The 26,913-nt window shown below is 35.4% G+C and carries 18 protein-coding genes and 2 pseudogenes; 15 read left to right on the top strand and 5 right to left on the bottom strand.

Annotated features, from left to right (window positions below; translation table 11 throughout):
• The first annotated feature begins 1,667 nt into the window (after nucleotides 1–1,667).
• Nucleotides 1,668–2,132 (top strand): hypothetical protein, encoded by a 465-nt coding sequence (locus FLA105534_RS20325; protein WP_173967911.1) that lies wholly within the window; start codon nucleotides 1,668–1,670, stop codon nucleotides 2,130–2,132.
• A 39-nt stretch (nucleotides 2,133–2,171) separates the two neighbouring features.
• On the opposite strand, the gene FLA105534_RS20320 is transcribed toward FLA105534_RS20325, so the two are convergent.
• Genes FLA105534_RS20320 through FLA105534_RS20310 form a run of 3 tightly spaced genes read right to left on the bottom strand, consistent with a single transcriptional unit; the run spans nucleotide 2,172 to nucleotide 5,757 of the window.
• Nucleotides 2,172–3,665 carry a hypothetical protein gene (locus FLA105534_RS20320; RefSeq protein ID WP_246253275.1) on the bottom strand — a complete coding sequence of 498 codons (1,494 nt, stop codon included), beginning with the start codon at nucleotides 3,663–3,665 and terminating at the stop codon, nucleotides 2,172–2,174.
• A gap of 54 nt (nucleotides 3,666–3,719) precedes the next feature.
• Nucleotides 3,720–5,504, bottom strand: coding sequence for a T9SS type A sorting domain-containing protein (locus FLA105534_RS20315; protein ID WP_246253274.1), 1,785 nt, complete (start codon nucleotides 5,502–5,504; stop codon nucleotides 3,720–3,722).
• Nucleotides 5,505–5,550: 46 nt separating this feature from the next.
• Nucleotides 5,551–5,757: a hypothetical protein gene (locus tag FLA105534_RS20310; protein WP_173967910.1), complete on the bottom strand. Its 207-nt coding sequence runs from the start codon at nucleotides 5,755–5,757 to the stop codon at nucleotides 5,551–5,553.
• A gap of 349 nt (nucleotides 5,758–6,106) precedes the next feature.
• Here FLA105534_RS20310 and FLA105534_RS23855 point away from each other — a divergent pair.
• Nucleotides 6,107–6,265 (top strand): annotated as a pseudogene (locus tag FLA105534_RS23855) (transcriptional regulator); the annotation flags it as partial.
• A 538-nt stretch (nucleotides 6,266–6,803) separates the two neighbouring features.
• Here the strand turns inward: FLA105534_RS23855 and FLA105534_RS24055 are convergent.
• Nucleotides 6,804–6,903 (bottom strand): annotated as a pseudogene (locus tag FLA105534_RS24055) (DDE-type integrase/transposase/recombinase); the annotation flags it as partial.
• Nucleotides 6,904–7,730: 827 nt separating this feature from the next.
• Nucleotides 7,731–7,874, bottom strand: coding sequence for a hypothetical protein (locus FLA105534_RS20300; RefSeq protein WP_173967908.1), 144 nt, complete (start codon nucleotides 7,872–7,874; stop codon nucleotides 7,731–7,733).
• 1,420 nt (nucleotides 7,875–9,294) lie between these two features.
• On the opposite strand from FLA105534_RS20300, the gene FLA105534_RS20295 reads away from it, so the two are divergent.
• The 13 genes from FLA105534_RS20295 to FLA105534_RS20235 all read left to right on the top strand — a co-directional run bounded on the left by FLA105534_RS20295 (nucleotide 9,295) and on the right by FLA105534_RS20235 (nucleotide 26,905).
• Nucleotides 9,295–9,579 carry a hypothetical protein gene (locus tag FLA105534_RS20295; protein ID WP_173967907.1) on the top strand — a complete coding sequence of 95 codons (285 nt, stop codon included), beginning with the start codon at nucleotides 9,295–9,297 and terminating at the stop codon, nucleotides 9,577–9,579.
• Nucleotides 9,580–9,653: 74 nt separating this feature from the next.
• Nucleotides 9,654–10,622 carry a TauD/TfdA family dioxygenase gene (locus FLA105534_RS20290; RefSeq protein WP_173967906.1) on the top strand — a complete coding sequence of 323 codons (969 nt, stop codon included), beginning with the start codon at nucleotides 9,654–9,656 and terminating at the stop codon, nucleotides 10,620–10,622.
• 64 nt (nucleotides 10,623–10,686) lie between these two features.
• Nucleotides 10,687–11,829: a citrate/2-methylcitrate synthase gene (locus FLA105534_RS20285; protein WP_173967905.1), complete on the top strand. Its 1,143-nt coding sequence runs from the start codon at nucleotides 10,687–10,689 to the stop codon at nucleotides 11,827–11,829.
• 12 nt (nucleotides 11,830–11,841) lie between these two features.
• Nucleotides 11,842–12,510: a class I SAM-dependent methyltransferase gene (locus tag FLA105534_RS20280; RefSeq protein WP_173967904.1), complete on the top strand. Its 669-nt coding sequence runs from the start codon at nucleotides 11,842–11,844 to the stop codon at nucleotides 12,508–12,510.
• Nucleotides 12,511–12,528: 18 nt separating this feature from the next.
• Entirely contained in the window at nucleotides 12,529–12,834 is a 306-nt protein-coding gene (locus FLA105534_RS20275) for a hypothetical protein (RefSeq protein ID WP_173967903.1), read from the top strand.
• An 18-nt stretch (nucleotides 12,835–12,852) separates the two neighbouring features.
• Complete coding sequence (locus FLA105534_RS20270; protein ID WP_173967902.1) at nucleotides 12,853–15,465, top strand: acyltransferase domain-containing protein; 2,613 nt, start codon at nucleotides 12,853–12,855, stop codon at nucleotides 15,463–15,465.
• Between the two features lie 11 nt (nucleotides 15,466–15,476).
• On the top strand, nucleotides 15,477–15,794 hold the full coding sequence (locus tag FLA105534_RS20265) for a hypothetical protein (RefSeq protein ID WP_173967901.1): 318 nt from the start codon (nucleotides 15,477–15,479) through the stop codon (nucleotides 15,792–15,794).
• Complete coding sequence (locus tag FLA105534_RS20260) at nucleotides 15,791–16,582, top strand: ChbG/HpnK family deacetylase (protein ID WP_173967900.1); 792 nt, start codon at nucleotides 15,791–15,793, stop codon at nucleotides 16,580–16,582. The genes FLA105534_RS20265 and FLA105534_RS20260 overlap by 4 nt, the downstream gene beginning before the upstream one ends.
• On the top strand, nucleotides 16,560–17,273 hold the full coding sequence (locus tag FLA105534_RS20255; RefSeq protein WP_173967899.1) for a glycosyltransferase domain-containing protein: 714 nt from the start codon (nucleotides 16,560–16,562) through the stop codon (nucleotides 17,271–17,273). Before FLA105534_RS20260 ends, FLA105534_RS20255 begins: the two co-directional genes overlap by 23 nt.
• Nucleotides 17,274–17,283: 10 nt before the next feature.
• The gene (locus tag FLA105534_RS20250; protein WP_173967898.1) at nucleotides 17,284–18,195 is read left to right on the top strand and encodes a glucosamine inositolphosphorylceramide transferase family protein; all 912 of its coding nucleotides are present in this window, start codon (nucleotides 17,284–17,286) and stop codon (nucleotides 18,193–18,195) included.
• Nucleotides 18,183–19,328: a glycosyltransferase family 4 protein gene (locus FLA105534_RS20245; RefSeq protein WP_173967897.1), complete on the top strand. Its 1,146-nt coding sequence runs from the start codon at nucleotides 18,183–18,185 to the stop codon at nucleotides 19,326–19,328. The genes FLA105534_RS20250 and FLA105534_RS20245 overlap by 13 nt, the downstream gene beginning before the upstream one ends.
• A complete protein-coding gene (locus FLA105534_RS20240; RefSeq protein ID WP_173967896.1) occupies nucleotides 19,321–26,277 on the top strand; it encodes a type I polyketide synthase in 6,957 nt (2,318 codons plus the stop codon). Before FLA105534_RS20245 ends, FLA105534_RS20240 begins: the two co-directional genes overlap by 8 nt.
• Before the next feature lie 7 nt (nucleotides 26,278–26,284).
• Entirely contained in the window at nucleotides 26,285–26,905 is a 621-nt protein-coding gene (locus FLA105534_RS20235; RefSeq protein ID WP_173967895.1) for an MBL fold metallo-hydrolase, read from the top strand.
• Nucleotides 26,906–26,913: the final 8 nt, after the last annotated feature.

Genomic DNA, 26,913 nt, shown 5'->3' with positions numbered 1-26,913 from the left:
ATATTTACTGTAGTTTGCCCCTTAAACAAATTTAAATTTGGAAGATTTGAATTTAAACGAAAAGTCCTATACTGCCTAGTATGGGACTTTTTAACAATTTTTAAATTTCAAATTTCCAGATAAGAAAAAGCAAAAGATTATTATAGTATTGTGAAGGTTTTAGTAATTCTATACTTGATACTACTTCTGCCACAGAAAACTGAGGTTAATTTAGAAATAATTTGCCATTTCAAATTTTGCGGTACAATCGTGACGCGCAAGTCTTCAGATGCACTTAATTCATCAAACTCTTAACGACTGAGGTTCGGATGGAGGAGAATCTGCAAATAATTAAATAAAAGTAGAATGCAAAGTTTTGGAGCAAAATCTTGGTGCATAGTTATTTAGGAAACTAAAAAATCTGCAAAATCAAGGTCTACCAAGTTTAAGCTTAAAACTGTATTACAAATAACTCTAATTATTTGAACAAAATGCATCATCTATAAATTTCCGAAACTGAAATTAACTTTCAAAAAAAATTGAACGCAAAACCCTTAAGATTTGATTTTGAGGCATAAACCTAATATTTTACTATTCAAATCCAAAAATAAATCTTCAGAACAACCGTAAAAGTAAGTGTTTAATTCATCTACTTCGTAAATTTTGCCTTTTACTAATAATTTTGTTGTTGAGTATTTATTGAAATTAACAAAATTCTTTTAAATAATATGGTAGATAAAATTTTTAATAATCTTGCCGTACTTCTTTTCCCCGAGCCTTCCTTCTAAACAAAATTATATTTTAATTGAGATTACTTTTACATGTATTATAATCATAGTCAAACTGTTGTCTCTTTTAACATGCATAGCATTTATCTCTTTGATTTTCATTAGATTGAATTGGAGGTATCTCTACTTATCCATTACTTTTTGTTTGCATATTCATCTATGATAAATTATTATGAAAATATAATACTAATTAAAATTAAAGAAAATTATTTAATAGTTAATGTCATATTAGGAACAATTATAGCGTCAGCTATTCCTCCACTAAATCGTTGGACATAAACTTCAAGATAATCATTTGTTAATAATTCAACCGAAGCATTCAAAGGAAGAACGATAATGTTATTTATTGCTATGAAAAAGACTAGAAAAAAGTACACATTGGAGTTCAATATTCTGGCCGCCTCGATGAGTATCCACTGCGGAAAGATACTTGATGTAGCCCGAGAGCTTAATACCTGTGTTGATACCCTGCAGTACGTACTGGAAGAAACTTACAAAGATGAGAAGCTTGGCTTAAAGAAATCCCCTCAGTCCAATTTTGATAGAAACTAGCTTATCAAAATGCACAGGTAAATTAAAGAGCAACAGACAGAATCTGCTATATTAAAAAAGGCTCCAAACATCTTCTCCAAGAATGGCGGGTAAAATATCAAATTATAAGAGAGCATACCGCTATATTTCCCGTTGGGAAAATGTACAGTTTTTTTTAAGGTCGATCCGAGCTGCTAATATAAATGGTAGAAAGAGCTGCCTACCAGCAGGGCCATACGTAAAATTTTCATCACTTCTGAAATTATACAAATCTACAACTGAAGTCCACACAGATACAAAATCACCAGAATTGCCAAAGAGCTGTCGGCAATCGGCATTAAGGCATCTAGGGCTTTTGTGGCGAAAATCATGATGGAAAACCATCTGCGAAGCATCGCAAAAACGAAATTCAGAAAAACAACAAACTCCTCTCATAGATATCTTACGGTGCAGAACATACTGGAGCAGGATTTTAAAACAAACTACAGCAGCGAGGTATGGGTTTCGAACATAACCTATATAGAAACCGACGAAGGATGTCTCTATCTTACCGTAATAATAGACCTTTTTGACCGCAAAGTGATCGGCTGGTCTTTAAGCGAAAGCCTAAAAGCTGGAATATCAAACTCATCCAATTGTTCTTTATCACCAATTCCTGAGAGCATTAAAAATTTTAGAGTATTAAATACTCTCCACATGACAAAATCACTTCTTCACTCACATGTACTCTTTTTGCTTCTGGTTCCGTCAATTGGCAATGTTCGTTGTATCGTGATGTTGCAGCATCGAGATATCCATTACTTTTTGTTTGCATATTCATCTACGCTAAATTAGTACATTATTATGTAAATATGACACTAATTAAAAGAAAAATTATTTAATCGTTAATGTCATATTAGGAACAATTATAGCGTCAGTTATCCCTCCAGTGAATCGTTGAGCATAAACTTCAAGATAATCATTGGTTAATAATTCAACCGAAGCATTTAAAGGAAGAACGACAATGTCATTTAGCGCCAGTCCTCTTCCGTAAATTTTGTACTGTGTTAAAGCTGTTCCATTCTTTGCAATATAGATGATGTATGTACCTATTGCAGGAACCTGAAAGGAAATAGAGCCGGAAACCTGAAAAATTCGCTTCTTTTTTCCCATATATCTCAATCTGTTGTTATTATTTGTTGGCGCATCTAAGGAAAATCTAAATAAATTATAGGATGTTGAATTTCCGTTAACTTTAACAATATTACTCGGATTCGATGTATTAAAGCTTGTAGAAGCACCTGAGCCAACAGGATAATCCATAGTAAAATCAGCTACAGAATTGGCATCAGTTTCGGCAGGAATTCCGGCCGACCGTACGCTCCAGCTATTGGTAAAGTTATATCCGGCATAAGTACCTGCAGTGTAGGATTTTACATATCCACTTGTGTTGGTGCCGGTAAAAACAACTGATTCTAAGACACCGTCTCCTGATATTGTCGGATTTGAAGATACATCAAATCCAATAGCAGTACCATTGACCTGACTAAAGCCACCTTGCTTTTCCACAAGAGTAAAAGTCCCGGTTAGTTTTTCATAAGTCCCTGAATTGTTGCTGAACCACCCCAAATTACTCAGTAATAATTGCGTGATATTGTTGTATGTTATTCCATTTGTATTTCCAGAGAACTGAATGATACTAAAAAAGACCAAGCCAAAGCCGGATATACTTCCTACAGAGTTGGAATTAGCTACTATGCAATCTCTAAATATTAAGTTTTGAGTTGCCGCTCCACTAAGGTTAAATATGCTTCCGGCTGTAGCGAGAAGGGTTAGACCTTTTATCGTTCCTCCATTTGCACCTTCAAAAATATTTCCTGATGACCTGATAATAACATCTTGATTTGAATCCACTCCTTGTAAGTAAGCATTGTTTAAGTCAATAGGAAAATTAAAAGTTATGTTACCGTTAATCTCATATAAGGTACTGGAATTCAGGAGATATTTAAAACCTCCTCCGGCGGCAAGTTCATCAGCTAAAAGAGTGGTTAAATTATCTGTAGATTTTATACGTTTAAAATTTATTCTTCCCGGTACTCCACTACTTAACGGCAACCATGACGTGCTGCCTGCCGAATAATAGTAAAAAACTTTTAGATCCGTATCGTAAACAATAAGACCATCAGCCGGAGTTGTTATCGCGTTTCTTTGAGCAGTTGTCATTCTGGGAGTAAGCAATCCTTGTGTAGTAGATGTAAGGTCTAGTATTGAACTGGAATTTGGTGTTATTGTTCCAATTCCGACTTGCGCGTTTACTATAAATCCAAAAAGAATAAAGAGAAACACTAAGAATGTTTTATGATTTCGAAGAGCAGGTTTGTTGATCATAATTTTTGGGTATTTGTTATTTTTTTTCCTGTTGTTTATTTTGGGGAATTACTATTAATTTTTAGAATTTGAAATGATGATTTTCTCCGTGAATCTTTCATTATTCAGGGTTAAAAATTCAGCAATATAAATTCCACTGCTTAATCCATTGGTTGAAAAAGTGTAATTTTGTTCTATTCCCAGATTTTCTTTATGCAGAATAATTTTCCCGGTTATTTCATATAGTTTAAACGTTTTTAGAGAAAGATTTCCGGGATTCGATACTTTTAAACTATTATTTATATTATCCTGATTAATGAAAAAGGGATTATAGTTTTTGTTAATAGTATTAAGTATTTTGTCGTTTTTGAATGTAATTTTAAAACGATCTGTGTAGATTCCGTTTACAAGATTAACCTCATACATTCCGTTTTTTATGTCATGAAAAGAATCATCCAGTGCATCATAGAGGTAAATCATTTGTGAAGCGTCCCAATTTATTACCTCGGAAACCTTAAATTTAAAAGTAGTATTGGTGGTTGCTTTTACGATTATGGGGATTTTTTTTTCAGGGTCGAAATTTATACCCTGAATGATATAATTATTGTTTTCTATTAAAAAGCTCACATCATTAGGAAGTATATCCATACCTTGTGCATCAATTCCGATGTCAATTCCATCTGTTGCACGCGAGACAAATACCAGGGCTAATTGTCTGGTAAATTCATTATCGATTATAACATTCAATTTCAAATATGAAATCTCCTCGGTGACTTCCATTTCTTTAGCGCTTTTTTCTTTAGGAGTTTGTTTTTCAAACTGTGACAAACCACTTCCTTGTTTGTAAAATGCTCTATGGGCATTTTTAAACGTCGCTGTTCCACTAGCGTTGGCACTAATTACAAATCCCTGACCAATTGGAGAATATTTTCTTTGTATTATAAGTCCGGAAGATAATCCGGTATTGTTTATTGAACCATCCGGGTTAAAAGAGTTGAAAGTCGCCGGTACATATACACCATTAGAAACTAAACTAATTGGAGAATATGCTCCATAGCCCCCTCTGTAGTTTATTAAGGTATGTGAGTTTACTGTTTTATCCTGCTCCCAGAAGTAAGCAATGCCTCCAGTATTTACGTTAGAAGGATCTAAGAGAAAAGCATTTAAATGTAAAGCAGAAGGATATGGATTTCCGGTTAAAGTTGCATTATTAGCCCCTAAGTAAATAGTAATGTTACCATCATTTGGTTTTCCTCTAAAATCATATCTTTGGACTCCACCCGGATTATTAGTAACACCAGTCCCTTCAGGATCTGTTGAATCAGTTCCGCTTGTTCCTTTCATTGAAAAACCTTCGCCGGGTGCTAATATTGTTGATCCCCCAACAAAAACCCATTGCGAATAATTATTGGCATTTATGAGTTTGTAAACCCATTTCGGTGCTATCGCCAAAGGGTTGGAAGTTCCATCGGAACTGCTTACGGGTAAAATTGTTGACGTTACTGAAGCAGTTGCTGTGGTAGGTCTGCTCAGCATTGCAATGCCAAAGTTTTCATTTCCGGATGAATTAGACGCATTTCCAACAGGAGAACACCAATAATTATAATCGAAATTATCTGAAGTTCCTTTTTGATAAAGGGACAATGTACCTAATCCTGTATTTGCTGAATTCCCTGTTGTTCCTTGCAACAATTGTGAGTTATTGCGTAGATACAGGTTAGAATTCAAAGTTAAGTTGATCCCCTGTTGAACATATAACACTTCATTTTTTACATACATATTCGTATTTGGACTGAAATAAACTTGTGAGATACATTTTGTATTAATCAAGAGGAAAACAAGTAGAATTATGATCTTCATTACTTTAACTTTAAGGTTAATAGCGTTTTTTACTAAAACTATATATTTAGAAAGTTCTTTTTTTATTTAAAAAAAAAGCTCCAAGTATAACTCCGCTTAAAAATAATATCGAAATTTCGTTGTCTATAGGTACAGGATCTCCAATTGGAGGAGGTATTGATTGTGGTTGTGGTTGCGGGGGTGATGGCGCAGCTATGTTATCAGGGGAAATAAAAAGAAGAATTACTAACAATTTTAACGATTTAACTTTCATATTACTTAGGTTTAAGAGGTGTGAAATTGATTAAATTGTATTTTTTTTATTATTCTATTTTTGATATGACAACAATAAATTAGGTAATTAGCTTATTCGAAGATATAAAAAAATCCTACAAAACACAAATTCAAAAAGAGATAAATTTGTATGAAATTCTTCAGATAGTGGGATTACTACCGAATACATTATCTTTTTTTAAAGGTCGCGAAGTAATATCCCACGGCCATTTTTAGATAAAAAAGTATTGACATTCAGTATACCGAAAAATAAACAACCACATTTTAAGAAAATCTTATGGTTCAAATTTGCTTCATTTAATATTATATAGCAATATAAACATAAAACAATGGGAGTAACAAAAACAGATCACTTTACAGAAAATCAGAATGAACTGATAATTTTAGCCAAGGCGTTAGGACTTCCTGAACGTATTGCTATTATGGAATATTTATTGAAAGTATATAGATGTATCTTCGAGGAAATTGTAAATAAACGTCCTCTTTCATAACCTGCAATCTCACAGCATCTTAAGGAATTGCGTATGGAAACAAAAACTAAAAAAAAAATTAAACTATATTTTTGTAATTAATTCAAGTTGCTAGTTAGTAGCTTTATTCTATTTTAATCACAAAAAAAGGTTCTGTCACATCTGCCATATAAATTCGAAAGAAATCAGAGAGTTAAAATTTATGCTACCAATTTATAAAATGATTTAAACATGGTTCTCCATAACTTTACCACCTGATTCTTTCTCAACATATGTACAACTTCTATTCCACATACTGTCCGTCTGGCAGATTGATTTTTTTTTTAGCCTTATCCCTTTTGTATTCGCTACTTGATGAAACCATGATCCTACTCAACTATATTGTTTAGATATTTACATTTTCGAACCTTAATCTTTGAAAACGAACGTTTGTTGTAAACTCATATTGCGCTGGTGTTCGAACCGATTTTGTCTATATTTATTACAACAGGTCTTCAGTTATTATTTATTGCCCTAATTAGAAATGACTTCACACTCATTCTCTGGTTTCTTCTAATTAAAAGAAAATAGATTGTATTACCAGATTTATCCACAGCCCGATATGAATAACAATAAATACCTTTAAATTTTATATAGGTTTTATCAATCTTCCAGCTTACTCCTACTCTGTTTTTAAAGATATTTATTTTTTTCATCTTAATCATGTTAATAAAGCTTATCAAAAAAAGCCCACAAGAGGCCTTTTAATTTTTAAATATTTACGTTACACGAATTGATAAAATACACCTTGCTCCCTACTTTTTTTAACGTTGGTTCATACTTTATATAGCTATACTCATTTAGTTTCTTGATACATCTATGATAGGTATAAAGAGAGTCTATTTTTGCCAGTGGTGCTATTTCATGTCCGTAAACTTGTATTAGATTTACAAAACCATTATCTACATGGTATTGAAGTAAAGAAGCATAAATCGCTATGTGCGATGTACTAATACGGAAATCTTTTTCAATGACTAAAAAGAAATCGATTAAGGGTTTTAGGGTTTCGATTTACCTATATTGATTTAACGTCTCCTTTTCTTTGACTATTTTTCTTTTCTCCTTGTTGTGCAAGTTCAGAGGTAGAATCTTGTTTAGATTAGCCTCTTTACCTTGTGTTTTTCCTTCGTTCTCATCCAGTTTTTGGTCTTTGCTTTCTCGATGGTTAATTCTCTCCATAGATCCGTCGTAAACATTTACTGTTTTAAAATGCGGATTAGCCTCTGCAAATTGTTTTATTTCTGCTCCATTAACAACAAATGTAACTGACTATACATTAACTCTTTCAAACAAATTGATTAAATTGCCTTTGTACTTAGGATTCTCCAGCTCTTTAATAGGATGTTTAGATAGACCTGCTTCAAGATCATATCCAAAGTTTTGATTATAATGATTCAGTTTAAAGTTACCGTTGTTGTCGGATTCTATAAAATCTATTTTAATCTTACGCTACGACAGCATCAAATGTTCTTTCTATAGGAACAGATTCATTAATCAGGAAAATGTCAATAGAGGCTTTTGCAGATTGCCCAAAACTTATTGATCCAATTTCAAAAAAGATTTTAAATCGGGATCTGTCATGGATCAATTAAAAACTATTTTTGAGAAAATAAAATGCAAATAAACCTTTTAGTAGTGCTACGTATTGTATCAACTCATCAGAAAGTTTGAAAAAAGCTTCCATAACTTTTTTAGTATTCTTAGATTCTCCAGTTCGTTTAATGAGTTCTAATTCTTCTTTTATAAAATTCGCTACTTCATGACCTAAATATTCTTCGGCCGTTTCATGTTCCTATCTGTATTTGTTTGATTTGGGAATTCTAGTTTTTATGGTGTTGGATAAGTTATCATATAATCTATCTCGGACGTAGTGCTTGACATTGGTATCCCGTAAAATACGAGAAGATGAATAGATAATAAAAAAGGTGAATAAATAGTTCTAGAATTCTTTATTTTCGATCAATTACAAAATAAAATAATTAATTCCTATTACTACTTTAAAAGGATTAAGAAATGATTCTCTTGGATAACTTAACAAAATAAAGGATTTTTTCTTTTATAAAGTTTGTTTAGGATGTTCGCTTAAATCCTTAATATTTATTAGAAATTCCTTATATGGAACCGCTTATTATAAAAGTATCTCGGATGAAGTACAGCTTTAGATGCAACAAAACCTTGCCCAGTCCATGTAACGGTTTCTAAACTGAGTAATTCTTAAGCCATCGAGATTTAAAGCGATATATCTCTTCCATATGATTTCCATGTTAGTGCCTGTTTTTTTTTACTTCCCGTTCCATCTGTGGAAAATAAACATAGAGATCCTCACTTCTTGAGAAAATAACTTCTACTGGGCCTTGGGAAAACAGTTCGTCTAATTCATTATCAGTTTTCTTGTTAACAGTCTTCAGACTTAATCCAAACACATCAAATTAAAGAAATATATTTTTTACAGCGCCATATTTTTTTTCTTACAAAACTTTTGCTTTTACAATATAGTTTAATGACTTTTCTAATTTTATTCATGTTTAGTTTGCTATTTACATAGTCTGTAGTTTTATGCAGATCTATGGTTTAACAGTATGAAAAAGAAGTAGTTTTTAGTGGTTAATTAGAACCGAAACCAGGTGGTCAGTTTAAATCGAAAAGTGGTGGTCAATTTGACCGTTTTTCAAATACGACAGAACCAAAATCTTTTTCATGACATTAAAAACCTGTCTCATGCATTTTAATCCTACAAATAATATCTGAATACATATTTTTACTGTATTAATTTAAGTATTTATAAATAGTTTCTTTTTTTTAAACTATTTAATTTTATCAAGCTAATAATGTGAAAGCAAATGATTGTGTATGAAGCTTATTTAAATAAAAAACATTAGGTATTCATACTTTCTTCTGCAATACAATGTCAAATATAAATGTAGAAGGAGGCTAATAAATTATCAATACGCTCACATATTTTACAATAAGAGTATTTTAATTAACATGTAATCTTTAAACCATTTAATATGAAATTTCTAGTTATCAGCAGGCCAAACGGCCAGGGCCATGGCTTAAATGCCACAGCAGACACAGGAGCACAAGTGAAAGCACTTGTAGAAGATCCAAAAAGTCCAATTGAAAAAGCATACGCTGTTATTTCAGGAGGATCAATCATTGTTATCAACGCAAAAGACACTGTTGAACTTGCAACTATTGTAAGAAGCAATCCACTTTTTAAAGCAAGCTTTACAGAAATTATCCCTATCGCAGACGCACATGATTTCTTAACCGCATTCGCTGCTAAAAAGTAGTTTTTACCCCAATTGAAGGCAGCCTCTAATCAAGGTTGCTTTCATTTTATTACAAACCTTAAAACCATAACATTTTGTCAAATATAAAAATCAGCAGCCTTAACAATTCAGTTGGATTGTTAATAGAACATTTGGATAATGGAAGCTCTTATGATTTAGATCAGGACGAAATTTTTTCGCTGTATAAAAAGCATAAAGCAATATTATTCAGAGGGTTTAATTTTGATGTCGATGGCTTTACCACCTTCAGTAATCAGTTTATAAAAGACTTTTCTGATTATCAGGGAGGAGGATCAAGATGGAAAAGTATTGACAGAGAACAAATTAACAACGATAAAACGTTGATGACCGCAACCGGAAGCGTTCAAGATTTCACTATTCCTCTTCACGGAGAAATGTACTACATGCAGGACCCGCCGGAACTGCTTTACTTCTACTGCCTCATTCCGCCAAAAGACGGAGGGCAGACTACCTTGTGTGACGGTGCAAAACTGTTTAATGCACTTGATGATGATACTAAAGAATTCTTTTTGTCTAATCAAATCAAATACATTAGATATCTGCCTGACGGCGACTGGCAAAAAGCTTTTATGACAGAAAGTTTTTCTGAGCTTGAAGAATTTTGTGAAGCAAAAGGACTAATAGTATCACTGCAAGATGATAAGGCTGTACAAATTGAATATACTTGTGATCCTGTTATTTATGATGAAGAAACACAAGAGCCTGTTTTCATCAACAATATGCTTTATATCTATTTTGCCGAAATCTCATTTAATCAGGGAGAAGTAAAACAGCATTTGGGTGACGATGCCAAATTTTGTCCAATGGTTATACGTCTTGCAGACGGAAGCCCAATTCCATATTCTTACATTGAAAAAGTGGTTACAGCAGCAGATGAAATCACTGTAAAAGTAAGCTGGAATAAAGGGGATGTTTTAATGATCGACAATCATGCAGTAATGCACGGACGTAAAAAAACTACCGATATGGAAAGAAAAATATTGGTAAGAATGGGAAATCCTGAACTTAAAGTACAGCTTTAGTTTTAAGTATATAGTAGTCTCTTTTTAAAATTTTAACGGATTTCAACTTCATTTTAATTTAGACATGAAATATCAAGGTACAAAAATAGATGGCCCAAGTTTTGATCCTGAAAGTTTATCAGTAAGAGGAACAGATTTAAATGAAATTATTTCTGAAAAGAATTTCTTTGAAACTGTTTTTCATATTTTGGCAGGAACATTTCCATCAGCTTCAGAACAAAAAGCGATTGAAACATTTTTTCTGGCTTCGATAAATTCTGTATCAATTGAACATGAAGTTTTTGAACAGATTCAAAAAACAGCTTCTGCAACGCAAAGTTCCATAAAAGGAGTTATTGCCGGATTACTTTTTGATCTTGACGATGAGTTTTTAAAAACATACAACGCTTACCAACTTCCAAATGAGTGTTTTGCTAAAGAAACTGCCAAGGGATTATTTCTAATTGCACTTTTACCTTTAATGCTGAGGATAGCTGCAGATGGTAAAAAAGGAATCCGGAAAGATGCTGCAACTATTTACAAAACTAATTCAGATGCGTTTATTGTAACAGCTTTTAAAACACTTTTTTCTAAAACAGCAGCGGCTGAACATGAAATTAAAATTTTTGAAGCTCTGCTTATATCCTGGCATGCAGGTTTTGGGTATTTAACTCCAAGTGTTTTAGCACCAAGAGTTACAGCCGGAACAGGTGCTTCTGCCAATATGATTATCATGTCTGGTTTTATAGCCGCAGGACCTCATCATATTGGAGCTTCAGAAGCCGCATTTGGTCTTATCGCAAAACTTTCTTCAAAAACCAATGAAGAAGTTGCCCAGACGATTGAAGAACTATTGGTCCATAAAAAAATAATTCCCGGATTTGGACATCCATTATTTAAAAAAGATCCAAGACCAGACTGTCTTCAATCTATTTGGACAAGTTCTGGAAAAAACACAAAAAGCCAAAGCATTTATCTTGAAACAACGCAGCTGCTAAAAAATCATTCCGGTTTAAACCCCAATATAGATTTTATCACTGCTGCGATCTTAAGCGATCTGGGCGTTACAGACAAGTCATTAGTTCCCGGAATTGGTCTTTTTGCCCGAAGCCTCGCTATGATAGCGCATGCAGAAGAAAAAAGGCAAAAACCTCCTTTTGGAGCAAAAAGTGCCGATGCAAGAGATTTTCTTACGAATAATCAAATAAATGAACTCTCATTTGACTAAAAACCACAAAAAATGAAACAAAATAACATTCGCAATATAATGCCCGCTTTAGAATATGAAGCTTATACTTCGACTTTCTTAAAACCGTGGGATGATATGTTCTTAAAAAGATGTAAAAAAAATGCACCCGTTTCGACCGAAAAACCAACTTTATTAGATGTTGGTACAGGAACCGGAGTATTACTGGAACGCCTTTACGAAACACCTGGTTTTGAGAACTATACTTTTATCGGAATCGATTATTATGAAGATAATGTTATTGAAGCCAATGACAAATTTACCGAAAGAGGTTTATCAGACAGAATTTCTGTAAAAGAAGGCGACGCGCATTATCTTGATTTTGAAAGCGAAACTTTTGATATGGTCATAAGCCGTGCTACCCTGCACCACCTTGTTGATCCGGTTAAAGCGCTGCAGGAAAAATATAGGGTTTTAAAACCTAACGGAATCTGTTTGATTCATGACATGAAACGTGATGTATCTGAAGAGGTTTTGGCAGAATTTAATGCTCTGCGTAAAAAAGCAAATTATCCTCCAACGGTAGTTTCAGAAAAATATACCGTAAAAGAAATAGAAGAATTTCTGGAACAGGCCGGTTTAGCTCACTGCTCATCTGTAGGATCAGATACCACGGGACTATCATCACTTGGATATGAAGTCATCATAAAAAAACTTCAGTAACAAATTAATATTTACGAAATGAGATATTTAATCATAACAAAAGGCCCTTCGATGTTGAAAAATGTTGAATTAGAAAAACTTTTAAAAATTAAAGAAGGACTTACTCAGGCTCTAAAATCCGGAAAAATTGAAGCTTGTTACGGTTTGGTTTCCGGAGGCACCGTCTGGGTATTAAACTCAGACAGCCATGCAGAACTGGCAAGAGGTCTTAGAGAATATAACCTAACAGATAATCATAATATTGATATTTTACCTATTGTTGATGGTATGGGCGTAATAGACGCATACATTAAAGGCTTAAAGGAAAAACAAAATGAACATTAATTTTTAATAAATAAACCAATGCAGCACACTGAGATAAAAGAGAGTAAAACAACCTTATTTCTTTTTAGGTATAAAGACCTAAAGTCTCTGTGTGAAACACTGCTTTCTCTGATCGAAAAATTAAATACCTCAACAAATTTATTTGAATTGACAATTCAGGTATGTCAAAACGATTATCAGCATACTGGCGGTTTACTAATTACTGCCAATAGTAATACCGAACTTCTGGCAAAAATTAACAGCATAATCGAAAAAATAAATGCCGGTCAGCCCCTAAAATCACAATTAAGCCAAAAAATACATCATGCCGTATTAACCAATATTCCGTCAAAAGCAGTCTTTTTATTTCCGGGATTTGGTTCTGAACATCCTTCAATGTTAAGCGGACTCGAAAATAAATTTCCTGCGTCTGAGAAATGGCTCTCCATGGCAAAAAAAATTCTGGATATTCCTGTAGAAGAATCTGCAGCGTTTTTAGAAAAAACCATGATTGACAAATTCTCAAAAAAAGAAGGATCGTTAATGGATAAAGGAAGTCTTGGAATTATAACTTCACTGGCTTTCTGTGATATATTAAACAAACTTAATCTTTCCTGCAATGCCATGCTTGGCCACAGCAACGGCGAAAATGCCGCAATTATAGCTTCGGGAATTGTACAGTTTAATAATGATGATGAAATTCTCAATAACATCAAAAGAATAATAAATGTTCCTATACTATTAGATCATCAATATGAAGGTCAATATCTGGCGATAAATAATTATTCTGCTCAAAAACTCGATGCGTTATTAAAAACCTATCAGGAAGACGTTTATCTGGCAATGAAAAACTGCCCGAACCAACTGGTAATTTATGTTCTTAAAGATAAACTGACCGAAGTAAAAAACAGGCTTTCTGAAGAAAGAGCCATGGCCTTTCAATTGTATACAGATCATCCATATCATACTCCGTTTTACAGCAAACAAGCAAAAGAAGTTAGAAATATTTATGCCAATCTATTCCTGACAAAAGCTGTTACGCCTTTATACAGCTGCGTAGATGCCATCCCGTTTCCTGAAGACCGCGAAATGGTGGTCGACAAAGCGATTGCACAATGGGTCGATACTGTAAAATTTGAAGATACTATCAATAAACTTTACTCAGAAGGTTACAACACCTTTATTGAAGTTGGACCAAATAATAAACTGGTCAATTTTGTCAAAGATACCCTGAAAAATAAACCTGTTGTAATACTTAACACCAACCTTCCTGATAAAGATAATTTCAATACATTCTCAGAATTATGTGCTTTACTCTGGATTAACGGAGTAAACACTGATATTGACTTTTTTAATTCAAATACCAAAAAACCAGAAAAAGAAATTCCGCAGCAGCCTGCCGCAATCAATACAACAATAAACAATAACAATCAAAACGTATTGATTTTTAAAAAGCATCAGGAATTAATGCAGCATTTTTTACAAGTACAGGAACAATCCTGGAACATGTTTAAACAGGAAATCCAGAAAAGACAAAATCCGCAACTTAAAAACAATATAGAATTTATTCCGTCTCATTTTCCCTTGTTAGCCAAACAAAGCAACCATACAAATGGTAAAATGTATATCGAAAAACAATATGACCTTCACTCCTATCCTTTTTTTAAGGATCACGCTATGGGAGAAAAGCTGGCCGTTATCGCCTTTACCGTAAGTCTAGAAATTACAGCCGAAGCAGCACTGCTTTATTCCAGATCACAATTTAAAGTAACCGGTATCGAAAATGCTTCAGGACATTCGTGGCTGGCACTCGAAAAAGGAAAAATAGACGTTGGTATTGAAGTAAACGCCATTGGTACAAATAAAACAGAAGTCGTTATCTACGAATTAAATAAAAGCAGCGGAAATAAGAAAAAAGCATTTGAAGCAACTGTGATTCTTTCACCAAATTACACTATTGCTCCATCCTATCAGCCTATACAACACAGCGAAAATACTATTTCCTTAAAACCTGCAGCTAATTTTTACAAAGAAGATCTTTTTCATGGTCCGTATTACACCGGAATTGAAAAAGTAACCAACCTAAACTCAAAAGAATTAACTGCAGTAATGCGTATGCCAGTTTTAAAAGAAGCATTTAGCAATATATCTAATCCCGTATTTCAAATTCCGGCAGCATTATTAGATTGTTCAGGACAATTGGCCGCTTACTGGCTTATGAACCATAATACAATAGATTTTGCCGTTTTTCCTTTCAGCATGAAAAGCTACAAACAGTTTGCTCCGTTTCAGGCAGAAGGAACGTCTCTAAAATGCGATGTAAAAATATCAAAAATGCAATCTATAGTCGAAGCGCAATTTTGTTATTATGACAACGAAAACAGACTGCTTGCCCAAATAGAAGGTTTTAAAATGATGTTGTATCAGCATCCTTTAATTCCGGCTATTTTAATGAATACCATACAGCAAGAACAAACAGAACAACTACTTACTCCGGAATTTCTTCTGGAAGCCGGAGGCATTTGGGGTCGGGCGCTGGCCGCTATTATTCTCGATACTAAGGAATATGAGAACTGGCTGTCATTGACCAAAATTGAAAATCAAATCGATTACCTCATAAATAAAATACAAATCAAATCTTTAACCATTTAAGCATCAAAACCATGGAAAATCACACAGAAAATTACAGACAAATAGTTTATGAAGCAATAGAAGCATTAATAAACGATTACGAATTACCTGAAATCGAACTTACAGATAATACTTTGCTTATCGATTCGCTTGGACTTACATCTATTGATATTATGCACGTGCTTTCGTCAATTGACATGAGAGTTTCTAAACATCTTCCTTACGATAACCTGGTAATTCAAAATGACGAATACATAAGCGATATATCTGTAAAACAGATTATTGACTTTATTGACACCAATATCAACGAAACGCAAAACGAGCCTAAAAATATTTTTGAGAACCGATGAAACAATTAATCATTACAGCAGATGATTTTGGGTTTTCTGATGGTGTTACAGACGGCATCCTTAAATCGATGCTCGAAGGCGCAGTAAGCTGTACCTCTGTAATGGTTGCCTGCGGAAATCTCGAAAGTATAAAACAAAAAGTACAATTGATAGAAGGACGTATTGGTCTGCATTTGCAAATTACCAACGGAACCCCTTTCTCTAAACCTGATACCGTAAAATCTTTAGTGACAGATGAAGGTGTTTTTCCTTATAACTGGAGTCAGTTAAAAGATATTCACCAGCAGGAATTGTACAAAGAATGGCACAAACAAATTGAGCAGTTGCTGCAGCTAGATATCGTACCCGCTTATCTGGACACACATCATAATGTACATCGTTTTCCGGCGGTTTTTGAGGTTTATACACAACTGGCAAAAAAATATGAACTTCCGGTAAGGCCATTGTCAAAAAACATGGTACAGCGCTATAATCATTTAGGGCTTCAGACAACAGATATTTGTTACGAAGCCTGGTGCGGAATAAATGTTACGCCTCAAAGTTTTATCGCTCATGTTTTGGGAGCTTTCAGGCAGATAGGAAACAAAGGTATTGTAGAATTAATGTGCCATCCTGCTTTTGCAGATGAACACTTAGCCACTCAGTCTCTTTATGTAAAAGAGCGTGAAGCAGAATTATCAGTTTTGTGTAATCCTCTTATAAAGGAATACCTCAACAAACACAATATTGAATTATTAGACAGAGTACCATTTAAAACTAAAGAATATGCTGAAAAATCTAGATTTTAATACCAGACCTTCTATTGTTCATGCACAAGGACCACATAACCACAAACCGTATTGGCAGCCTATCAGAGATCATTTTTTTAGTTCTGAACAAAAAAAGATTGATGTTCCGGCAAACCTGACCATCATTACCTGGAATAACGGACATGAAGCAATGGGCGTATTCGAGAAAAGTATTGCGCATCTTGGTCTAGATTGTGTAATTCTTGGAGACGGAATCGAAAATTGGGTAAACAGCATTCATAAACCTATGCTTACCAATGAAGCTTTGCAGCACATTAAAACAGAATACATCATGGGCGTTGATTCCAGAGATGCTATTTTAATAGATAATCCACAGCTTATAATCGATCAGTTTTTGGAAAATTTCAACTGTGATCTTGTCTTTTCTGCCGATCTTTTAAACTGGCCGAATCTGGCTGAATTTAAAAAATTTGAAGACAAATGTGCCGAAGGCAAAAACTCGGCTTATCGTTACTTAAACAGCGGTGCTTTTATTGGCAGAACAGAATACTGCCGTCACTTTTTTGGAGAAGCCGTTAAACTTCAACCCGTAAAACAAGCTGAAAAATCAGATCAGGGAATTTTTAAACAGCTTTTTCAAACAGAATACCCAAGAGTGCAGTTAGATTATCACTGTGTAATGTTTCAAAACATTGGATTTGTAAGACATAAATCATTAGAAATATATTAAATCAAAGAGTATGGGCAGCACTAAATTTGTACGATATAATTGGTCAATCGCCATATGCTTCTGCAAAGACCCAATTAAGGTGTCTGAGCCGGGCAATGTATTTCAACAGGTTTTAACCGGAAACAGTGTAACCGATGTTCCGGCTTCTTTTGTTGCCGATCCGTTCATGATCAAACAGGAAAACAAATGGTATATGTTTTTTGAAGTCATGAACACCTCAAACAATCTTGGAGAAATAGGTTTAGCCCATAGCGAAGATCTCATCAACTGGACGTACGATAAAATTGTTTTAAGAGAAGATTATCATCTCTCCTATCCGTCTGTAATACAATACGAAGACAAAATTTATATGATTCCCGAAAGCCGTCAGGGCGGTGGTGTACGATTGTATGAAGCGGTAGAATTTCCGCATCAATGGAAATTTACCAAAACCCTTATTAAAGGCGATTATGCCGATCCTTCTGTTTTTTACCATAATGACAAATGGTGGATGTTTGCCCTAAAAGGAACAGATGAACTTCAATTATTTTTTGCGGATGCACTTGATGGAAAATGGGAACTTCACCCGCAATGCCCGTTAATTCCAAAAAGCCTTATTAATACCAGACCAGCCGGAAGACCTTTATTTTATAACGGACGCTGGATTCGCTTTGCACAAGATGGCGCTCCTATTTATGGCAATAAAGTCCGCGCTTTTGAAATTGACATTTTATATACAACTACTTATAAAGACCACGAAATTACAGAAAGCCCAATATTAAAAGCCAGTAGAAAAGGATGGAATTCGGCCGCAATGCATCATATAGACGCGCATAAACTGCCGGATGAAACCTGGGTAACCTGCATTGACGGTGCCGATATCAGCTTTTTAATTCCGAATAAATTAAACAACCCTAACAATAAATCCGAATGTGTGCTGTAACTAAAAAAATATGTTTTGTAACAGGTAATTTCCTTCCGCAAGTTGGCGGACTGGCAAAATCTGCGCATCGTGTTGTGATCTTTTTGTCTCAGGCAGGATATACAATACACGTTGTAGTTCCCGTAGAAAGCAGCCTTCAGCAAAACACTATTACAGAAACCATACAAAATGACGTCGTTGTACATTGGGTTCCTATAAAAAGTACTTTGCTCAACAGCAATGGTCAGGAATTGAGCCGCTTTTTAATTCACTTAAATACACAGCACCAATTTGATCTGTTTCATGCCTATTTTTTCTCACTCGCTTATCCATGTTTACATGCAGTCGAACAATCCGGAAGTCCGTTACTGGCCAGTATTCGCGGAAGCGACGCTTACATTTGGTCAGCTCCAAACATGCAGAGAATCTGTAAATTGGTACTTAAAAAAATTACAGGACTTACAACTGTCAATCGCCATTTATCTGATATTTTAACTCAAAATGGTTATCAGGGAAAAGTTACTTTGATAAAAAACTCCATTCCGGTAAATAATGGAAAACAATGGCAGATTTCAACCTGTAAAAAAGGATTAATAGGAAACTCAGGAAGTTTCAGGTCCGCAAAAAGAGTTTCAGATTTATTGCATGCTTTTGGGAACATTAAAAACAATAAAGAGAAAAAGCTATTGCTTATAGGAGATTTTCCGGATCAGAATGATAAAACAGAATACCATTCTATTATCGATCAATTAGAGATTAAAGAAAATGTTGAACTAACCGGATTTGTAACTCCTGCGAGAGTTTTAGAAATACTTCCGGATTTAAACGTGTTTGTAATGACGTCTGCAACCGAGGGATTTCCGAACAGTTTATTAGAAGCCACATCTTTAGGAGTTCCGATAGTGACAACGGCCTTTAGCGGAATAGAAGATTATATTACAAATGGAATTCATGCACTTGTAGTTCCCGTAGGCGATACAAAAGCTATTGCCCAAAGTATAGAAGCAATTCTTAAAGATGATGTTCTTTCAGAAAAGCTTTCGGCTGGTGCATTACAATTAGCCGCAGAACTTTCGCCCGAAACAGAAAAATCAGCATGGCTTACTATTCATGATAAAATTATGAATCATAAAAAATTACCTGTATATGAATAATTTTAAAGTAACAACGATAACGCCACTATATTTATCTAATATAGAAATTTCTATTGCTGCAATACGAAATAACGGCATTGCCATCATGGATATGGAATTTTGTCCAAAAGATGCAATGGCACAGGCTGTAAGCAACCTTACTCAGTTTTTAAAATATGCAGGAAAAGATACTTTATTTGGGTTTCGTTTTACTGCAGATCAATTCGCAGTATACGAAATACTAAAAAGCCATTTAAATGAATTGCCGCATATTGTATTAGTATCTGGTTTATTCCATACAGCCGATGATTCTAAAACAATCAACACATGGACTACTACTACTTTATGGGCAGAAGTATTGGACGGAGCCTCTTTAGATACATTCATGCAGTACGAAAAACATTTTGATGCAATAGTTGCAAAAGGAAATGAAAGCGGCGGTGTTACAGGAAGCGATTCTGCTTTTATACTAAGTCAAAAAGTTGTAAAAAAAGCGGTAAAACCATTATATGTACAAGGCGGAATTGGTATTTATACCGCAGCAGCCTGTCGTGCTGCCGGAGCAGCCGGAATTGTTCTCGACGATCAGCTTTTTTTAATGCAGGAATCTCCATTAACATACGAGCAAAAAGAAATATTAAAAAACATAACAGCCGAACAAACTGCCATTGTAAACCTTTCGGGCAAAAACATACGAGTTGCGGCACATCCTTCTTTTAAACAGCTGCAAAACGTAAAATCACAAACAGAAGAAGTATCAGACGAAATCATAAAATGGGGTCAGCCGGAAAATAGTCTTTGGCCCGTAGGACAAGCTATAGGACTGGCAGGGTTCTATCAAAAAAAATATAAAAAAACCGGACTATTCATTCGCGAACTGCTTTCACAAAGTTTAGAATGCTTAACCAATGCGTATCATTTACAACCTTTACAAAAAGACTCAGCCTTAGCAATTGATCACAGAACAGCCTATCCTATTGTACAAGGCCCAATGACAAGAGTTAGTGATGTTTCTCATTTTATCGAAGCCGTCGCCTCAAATGGAGCTTTACCACTTGCAGCCATAGCCATGATGAAAGGCCAGCAGGTTGAAACTCTTTTAAACGAAACTAAAAATCTTTTAGGCGAAAAACCGTGGGGAGCCGGAGTTTTGGGTTTTATAGACCATAATCTTATGGAAGAGCAGTTTAAAGTAATTGCTGCGCATAAACCTTCCTTTGTATTGATCGCTGGCGGAAGCTACGAACAAACACTGCCTTATGAAAATCTCGGCATTAAAACCTACATACATGCACCTGTACCAAAATTGCTGCAAATATTCAACCGCAGAGGCGCGAAGCGTTTTGTTCTGGAAGGAAGAGAATGCGGCGGACATATTGGACCTTTAAGCAGTTTTGCTTTATGGGAAAGCGCCATAACAACCTTACTCGACGAACCAGCCGAGAATATCTCAAACGTAAATTTATTATTCGCAGGAGGAATTCACGATGCCTTATCTGCCGCAATGGTAAGCGCCATGAGCGGTAAGCTTGCTGCAAAAGGAATCAACATTGGAGTCTTAATGGGAACGGCTTACATCTTGACAGAAGAAGCTCAAACTACCGGAGCTGTTGTTAGCAACTTCCAGCAAAAAGCACTAAACTGTATCGATACACAAATTATAGAAACTGGTCCCGGACACGTCATACGCTGCGTTCACACTCCTTATGTAGACGAATTTAACGAGATCAAAGCAAACGGTTTAAAAAACAATACCAAACCCGAAGAATTAAGCCAGATTTTAGAGAAATCATTATTGGGCAGACTTCGAATTGCTTCAAAAGGAATGACCTTAAATGAAACTGGCGAACTTACCACAGCGACTGAAAAAATGCAGACTCAGGAAGGTTTGTACATGATTGGCAAAGCCGCCGAAATAAACGCTGAAATAATTACCATAAAAGAACTCCATAATAAAGTCATTAATGAAAGTGCCATTTTGCTCGATAATATCTTTAAGAAAATGGAAAAAGCAATACAACCTCAAAAACAGCCTTCGGATATCGCTATTATCGGAATGTCTGTATTAGTTCCCGGTGCACAGGAACACGATATATTCTGGGAAAACATATTGAACAAAATCAGCCAGATCAAAGAAATCCCTGATGATGTAATGGACTGGCGAATGTATTACGATGCCAATATAAAAGCAAAAGACAAAATGGTATCAAAATGGGGCGCTTTTATTGATGAAGTACTCTTTGATCCTTTGCGTTTTGGCATACCGCCTCAGTCTCTAAAATATATAAGTCCGGGGCAGCTGCTTTTACTTGAAGCTGTACAAAAAGCCATCGACGATTGTGGTTTTGGAGAAAGTGGTTTCGATAATAAACATACTTCTGTAATTATTGGCAGTGACGGAAGCAGCAAACTAAAAGGTTTGTATGAATTTAGGTCATCGCTTCCTCAATATATCGAAAATCTGAGCGATACCGATTTAGAAAGGCTTCCGGAATGGAACGAAGAAAGTTTTCCAGGTATTTTAACCAACGTACTTGCCGGAAGAGTGGCAAATCGCTTTAATTTAGGGGGTGCCAATTTCTCTATAGATGCTGCCTGTGCTTCTTCTCTTGCAGCACTTGATCTTGCGGTAAAAGAACTCGAATTTGGCGACAGCAATATGGCAATTGCCGGAGGTGTAGACATAGCACAATCTACTTATTCTTATATGGCATTTAGTAAAACACATGCCTTATCGCCTACCGGAGAATCAATGCCTTTTGATGCTTCGGCAAATGGTATTGTATTAAGCGAAGGTGTTTCTGTAGTGGTTTTAAAAAGACTGGAAGATGCCCAAAAAGACGGTGACAGAATTTACAGCGTTATAAAAGGCACAGGAAGTTCCAGCGACGGAAAAGCTCTTGGGCTTACCGCTCCGCGTTCTGAAGGGCAGGAAGAAGCTTTTGCCCGTGCCTACAGCAAAGCCAATATTTCTCCATCGACATTAGGTTTTTATGAAGCTCACGCAACGGGTACAACAGTTGGCGATCAGGTAGAACTCGATACTATTACAGCCATTTTAAACAAATCGGGAGCAGCAGAAAATAGTTGCGCACTTGGTTCGTTAAAATCAATTTTAGGGCACACTAAAACCTGTGCAGGAATTTTGGGAGTTGTAAAAGGTTCCATGTCGCTTTATCATAAAACACTTCCGCCCCATCCTATCAAAACTAATCCTATAAGTGCCTTAAAACCAACTTCACCAGCCTTTTTACTAAATGATGGAAGACCTTGGTTTACACCAAAAGATACATTACGCAGACTTGGAGTAAGTGCCTTTGGATTTGGCGGAACGAATTCTCACGTTGTTCTAGAAGAATACCAAAACAGCAGTTACAAACAAGCCGAAGGAGCAGCAAAATGGCCTTACGAGTTGTTTCTTTTTAATGCCCAAACTTCAGGTCAGCTGCAATCTGATCTTGAAAATATACTAAAATCATTACACGATATTAGCGTTCAGAATTTATTGCAAATCGCCCCGGCTTTTGCTTTAGAAGCTAAAAAAAATAAAAATGCTCCGGTTCGTTTAAGCATAGTTGCCAGAGATTTGCCAGACTTAAAAAACAGTATTGAAACAGCTATCAAAAAAATTAATGGAGATACAACTGTTTTACCTGCAAGTATAAATCTTGAACTTTCGGCATCTGCTGGTTCGGTTTCCTTTGTCTTTCCCGGACAAGGTTCGCAATACTTAAATATGGCAAGAGAAATTGCGCTGTATTTTCCGCAAATGCGAAAAGCAATCGAAGATGCAGGAAGCTTATTTGGTGAAAGAACAAATAATTTCTTAGATAAAATAATATATCCAGCCGCCGCTTATACACAGGAAAACGAAGATGCGCAGCGAAAAAACCTAACACATACACATCATGCACAAATAGCAATTGGTGCCGTTTCTGCTGGTTTTCTTTCCATTTTTAAAGACATTGAGCTTATTCCGGATTCTGTAGCCGGACATAGTTTTGGTGAACTTACTGCTTTGTATGCAGCAGGAATAATCAACAAAACTACTTTTTTTGAACTGGCTGAAACCAGAGGAGGATTAATGGCAAATGTTACCAGTGAAGACGGAACAATGGCTGTAGTTTTTGAAACTCCCAAAATAGTAAAAACCTTATTACAGGATGAAGTTGTAATTGCCAATTACAATGCGCCAAAACAAACTATTATTTCAGGCAGAAGAACAGCAGTTGAAGACATGCTGAAACAATTTAGTCAAAACGGAATCAAAGCTATTCCGCTGGAAGTAAGCGGACCGTTTCATTCGCCATTATACAACGCAGTGCAAATTCCTTTTAATGAAACTATTCAGAATATAAAAACTAATCCGGCTTCGTTCCCTGTATTTTCAAATACATCAGCAGAGCCTTATCCGGAAAATGATACAGATATAAAAGATGTTCTTAAAAAACACTTATTAAGTCCGGTTCACTTTTCACAGCAAATTCTCAATATTTATGAGAACGGAACCCGTACTTTTATCGAAGTTGGTCCAAAAAATGTGATGAAAGGGCTTATTAATCAGATTCTGGAAGGAAAAGAACATTTAGCTTTATCTGCCGATAGTCAGACCGATGGATTAAAAGGGTTGTTAAGCGTTATTGGTAAATTATATTCTCTAGGTTTTGATATTAACCTTTCTACATTATTTGAAAACAGAACGTCATCAAAAGAAAATATTCAGGAAGCATTCAAAAAGCTAAAAAGCAAACCAATTCCTACAACGGCTTATTATTTAGCCGGATCAGGAGTTCGATCTGTTACCGAAGATAAAATAAGTATTGGAAAAATTGCGCCCATAAATCTGGAACAAAGAAATGAGATAAGCCAGAATAGAAATAACAATTTCAATGGCAATAGCAATCAGAATTCTAATGGCAATCAGAATGCTTTTTCAGATAATGGTCTTGTAACCGGATTTGAAGCTTATCAGGCTACTATGCGCGATTTTCTGGCTGCACAGGAAAGAATACTGGCACAATTTCTTGGAAATAATACAGCTTCCTCTCCGGCAGGATTACCGAACAATCCTGTTCCAGCAATACAAAACGAATATAAACCGGAAATTCAGCCTGTTTTAGAAAACAATCCTATTGTAACTAATGAAGTTGTAAAAGAAGAAGTAACTGCAAGCTCTGAAAAAATCGACCGTTTTTTCCTTACTAACATAATTGTAGATTTTCTGGTAGAGCGAACTGGTTATCCAAAAGAAGTTTTTGAGCCACAGCTTGATCTGGAAAGTGAATTAGGAATCGATTCTATCAAACGAGTTGTAATGCTCGATAATGTTCTAAAAGCACTTCCGCAGCAATGGAGCGAACAGCTTCACGCCGATATGCCTAAACTTATGCGTACCAAAACAATCGATATGCTTCTTGATATTATCTTTTCTGTAAACATTGAAGAAGAAGCGACAATTACAAATCACGTAAATATCGATAAAAAAGAACTTCCGTATGAAGTATCTGTAGAATCTGACTGTCCGAGATTTTTAATGAAAGCAGAACATCGTGAACTTCCTTTTCAAATTGAACAAACTCGTTTAAACGGCTTATATCTAATTATGGCTGATGAGTTTGGAATTGCTCCTAATCTGGCAGAAAGAATAACAGAATTAGGCGGAAAGCCAGTTGTTTTCGATTATGAAATATTAAGTTCTCCATCAAAAATCGAAAAAGCAGTTATAGAGTCTATTTCTACATCTGAAGATGCTATTAATATCATTCATCTTTCGGCAATAGCAAAATCCTTAATGCCGGAATCAATTACAGATTGGCGTGTTCTTACCCAAATACAATCTAAAAGTTTATTCCAGACGATTATTACCATTACCAAACATCTGGAAGTAAAAGATACTTTCCCTGTACAGTCGATTCTTGCCGGATCTATGTTTGGAGGTTCTTACGGAAGAAACGAAAGAATTGGCCCGGGACTTCCTCCGGGCGGTGGTAACATCGGTCTTTTAAATGCTCTTAAAAAAGAATGGGATGAGGTTGTGGCCTGTACGATAGATTTTGATTCTTCACTTTCTGTAAATGAAATAACAAGCCGAATATTACGAGAACTAAGCAATCAGCAAGACAATGCCGAAATTGGTTATCCTGAAGGCGAACGCATTGTATACAAAGCAATTGAAACCAAAATTAAACAGCAGACTACAAAATTCCCTGATCTGAAAATAGACAAAGACTGGGTGGTAATTGCAACAGGTGGAGCCAAAGGAATTACGGCCGAAATCTGTAAATCGATTGCCTTGCCGGGAATGAAATTTATTCTGGTTGGGCGATCTGAAAAACCTGAAAATGATTTTGCCGACTTTAAAGCAAAAGGTGCTGAGGTAATTTACAAATCGGCAGATGTGAGAAACGAAGACGAATTTGGTTCGCTTATAAAAAACGTTTACAAAAATTACGGCCGTGTCGATGCCGTTCTTCATGGCGCAGGAATAATCGACGACAGATCGATCATCAATAAAACTGCGGCTTCATTTGATAATGTATTTGATACAAAAGCCGACAGCGCTTTTATTTTAAACAAATACCTGAATTTTGAAACGCTTAAACTTATGGTATTCTTTAGTTCTGTATCCGGACGTTTTGGAAATCAGGGACAAACAGATTATGCCGCAGCCAATGAGGTATTAAACCGTTTTGCTTGGTATTTGCGTAACAAATGGCCGGAGCTGCAGGTTATGAGTATTAACTGGGGCCCTTGGAGCGAAGTTGGAATGGCTTCATCTCAGGCGATTAATTTGCTGAACATGCAAGGAATAAAACAAATATCGGCTAAAAAAGGAACCGACTTTTTTATCAATGAAATCAATAATTACCAATCAGAAATGGTAGAACTAATAGCGGGTGAAGGACCGTGGAGAAATCCTAAAACGAAAAAACAAAACGAAACATATAACCCTTTTGTAGGCATAATATAAACAGCATATGCAATTAGAAATACACCGCTATGTTTCAGGGATTTTCTTTGAAAATACTTACTTAGTAATAAACAACAATTCAAAGTCGGCAATCATTATTGATCCCGGATTTGGCTCTGCTTCTCAGGTCGAAAACCTTATGAAACAGGATATAAAAATTGAAGCTATATTTATAACGCATCCGCATTTTGATCATGCCTACGATTTAGGCAGAGTAAAAGAATTGACCAATGCAAAAATATACATGCACCAAGACGATCTTCCGGTAGCCGAAGATTTTGTGCAGGAAGCTGCATCTTATGGTTATGCGGTATCGCCAATGCCGGTGCCGGATGTTTTTTGTGAAGACGGAGACACCTTTTATCTTGGTGATACAGAGTTTACCATTTTGCATATTCCGGGACATACTCCGGGAAGTATCTGCCTGAAATTTAACGAAGGGGTTTTTACCGGAGATACTTTAATGAGCCGAAAAATTGGAGATAGTTACGACGGATATTTCAGTCATCTTATAAGCGGGATTAAACAGAAATTATATGCGCTGCCAGATCATTTTACCATATATCCGGGTCATTATAAATATTCGACGATTGGAGAAGAAAAGAAATTCAACCTTGATGTTTTTTAAATTTAAAA

It is taken from the genome of Flavobacterium collinsii (assembly GCF_902804485.1).
Taxonomy (GTDB): Bacteria; Bacteroidota; Bacteroidia; order Flavobacteriales; family Flavobacteriaceae; genus Flavobacterium; species Flavobacterium collinsii.
This window is presented reverse-complemented; position numbering and strand designations above follow the sequence as displayed.

Coding starts and splice junctions, on each gene's coding strand:
- FLA105534_RS20325 (WP_173967911.1), top strand. CDS start 1,668: ATGATGGAAAACCATCTGCGAAGCATCGCAAAAACGAAATTCAGAAAA.
- FLA105534_RS20320 (WP_246253275.1), bottom strand. CDS start 3,665: ATGATCAACAAACCTGCTCTTCGAAATCATAAAACATTCTTAGTGTTT.
- FLA105534_RS20315 (WP_246253274.1), bottom strand. CDS start 5,504: ATGAAGATCATAATTCTACTTGTTTTCCTCTTGATTAATACAAAATGT.
- FLA105534_RS20310 (WP_173967910.1), bottom strand. CDS start 5,757: ATGAAAGTTAAATCGTTAAAATTGTTAGTAATTCTTCTTTTTATTTCC.
- FLA105534_RS20295 (WP_173967907.1), top strand. CDS start 9,295: ATGAAATTTCTAGTTATCAGCAGGCCAAACGGCCAGGGCCATGGCTTA.
- FLA105534_RS20285 (WP_173967905.1), top strand. CDS start 10,687: ATGAAATATCAAGGTACAAAAATAGATGGCCCAAGTTTTGATCCTGAA.
- FLA105534_RS20280 (WP_173967904.1), top strand. CDS start 11,842: ATGAAACAAAATAACATTCGCAATATAATGCCCGCTTTAGAATATGAA.
- FLA105534_RS20275 (WP_173967903.1), top strand. CDS start 12,529: ATGAGATATTTAATCATAACAAAAGGCCCTTCGATGTTGAAAAATGTT.
- FLA105534_RS20270 (WP_173967902.1), top strand. CDS start 12,853: ATGCAGCACACTGAGATAAAAGAGAGTAAAACAACCTTATTTCTTTTT.
- FLA105534_RS20265 (WP_173967901.1), top strand. CDS start 15,477: ATGGAAAATCACACAGAAAATTACAGACAAATAGTTTATGAAGCAATA.
- FLA105534_RS20260 (WP_173967900.1), top strand. CDS start 15,791: ATGAAACAATTAATCATTACAGCAGATGATTTTGGGTTTTCTGATGGT.
- FLA105534_RS20255 (WP_173967899.1), top strand. CDS start 16,560: ATGCTGAAAAATCTAGATTTTAATACCAGACCTTCTATTGTTCATGCA.
- FLA105534_RS20250 (WP_173967898.1), top strand. CDS start 17,284: ATGGGCAGCACTAAATTTGTACGATATAATTGGTCAATCGCCATATGC.
- FLA105534_RS20245 (WP_173967897.1), top strand. CDS start 18,183: ATGTGTGCTGTAACTAAAAAAATATGTTTTGTAACAGGTAATTTCCTT.
- FLA105534_RS20240 (WP_173967896.1), top strand. CDS start 19,321: ATGAATAATTTTAAAGTAACAACGATAACGCCACTATATTTATCTAAT.
- FLA105534_RS20235 (WP_173967895.1), top strand. CDS start 26,285: ATGCAATTAGAAATACACCGCTATGTTTCAGGGATTTTCTTTGAAAAT.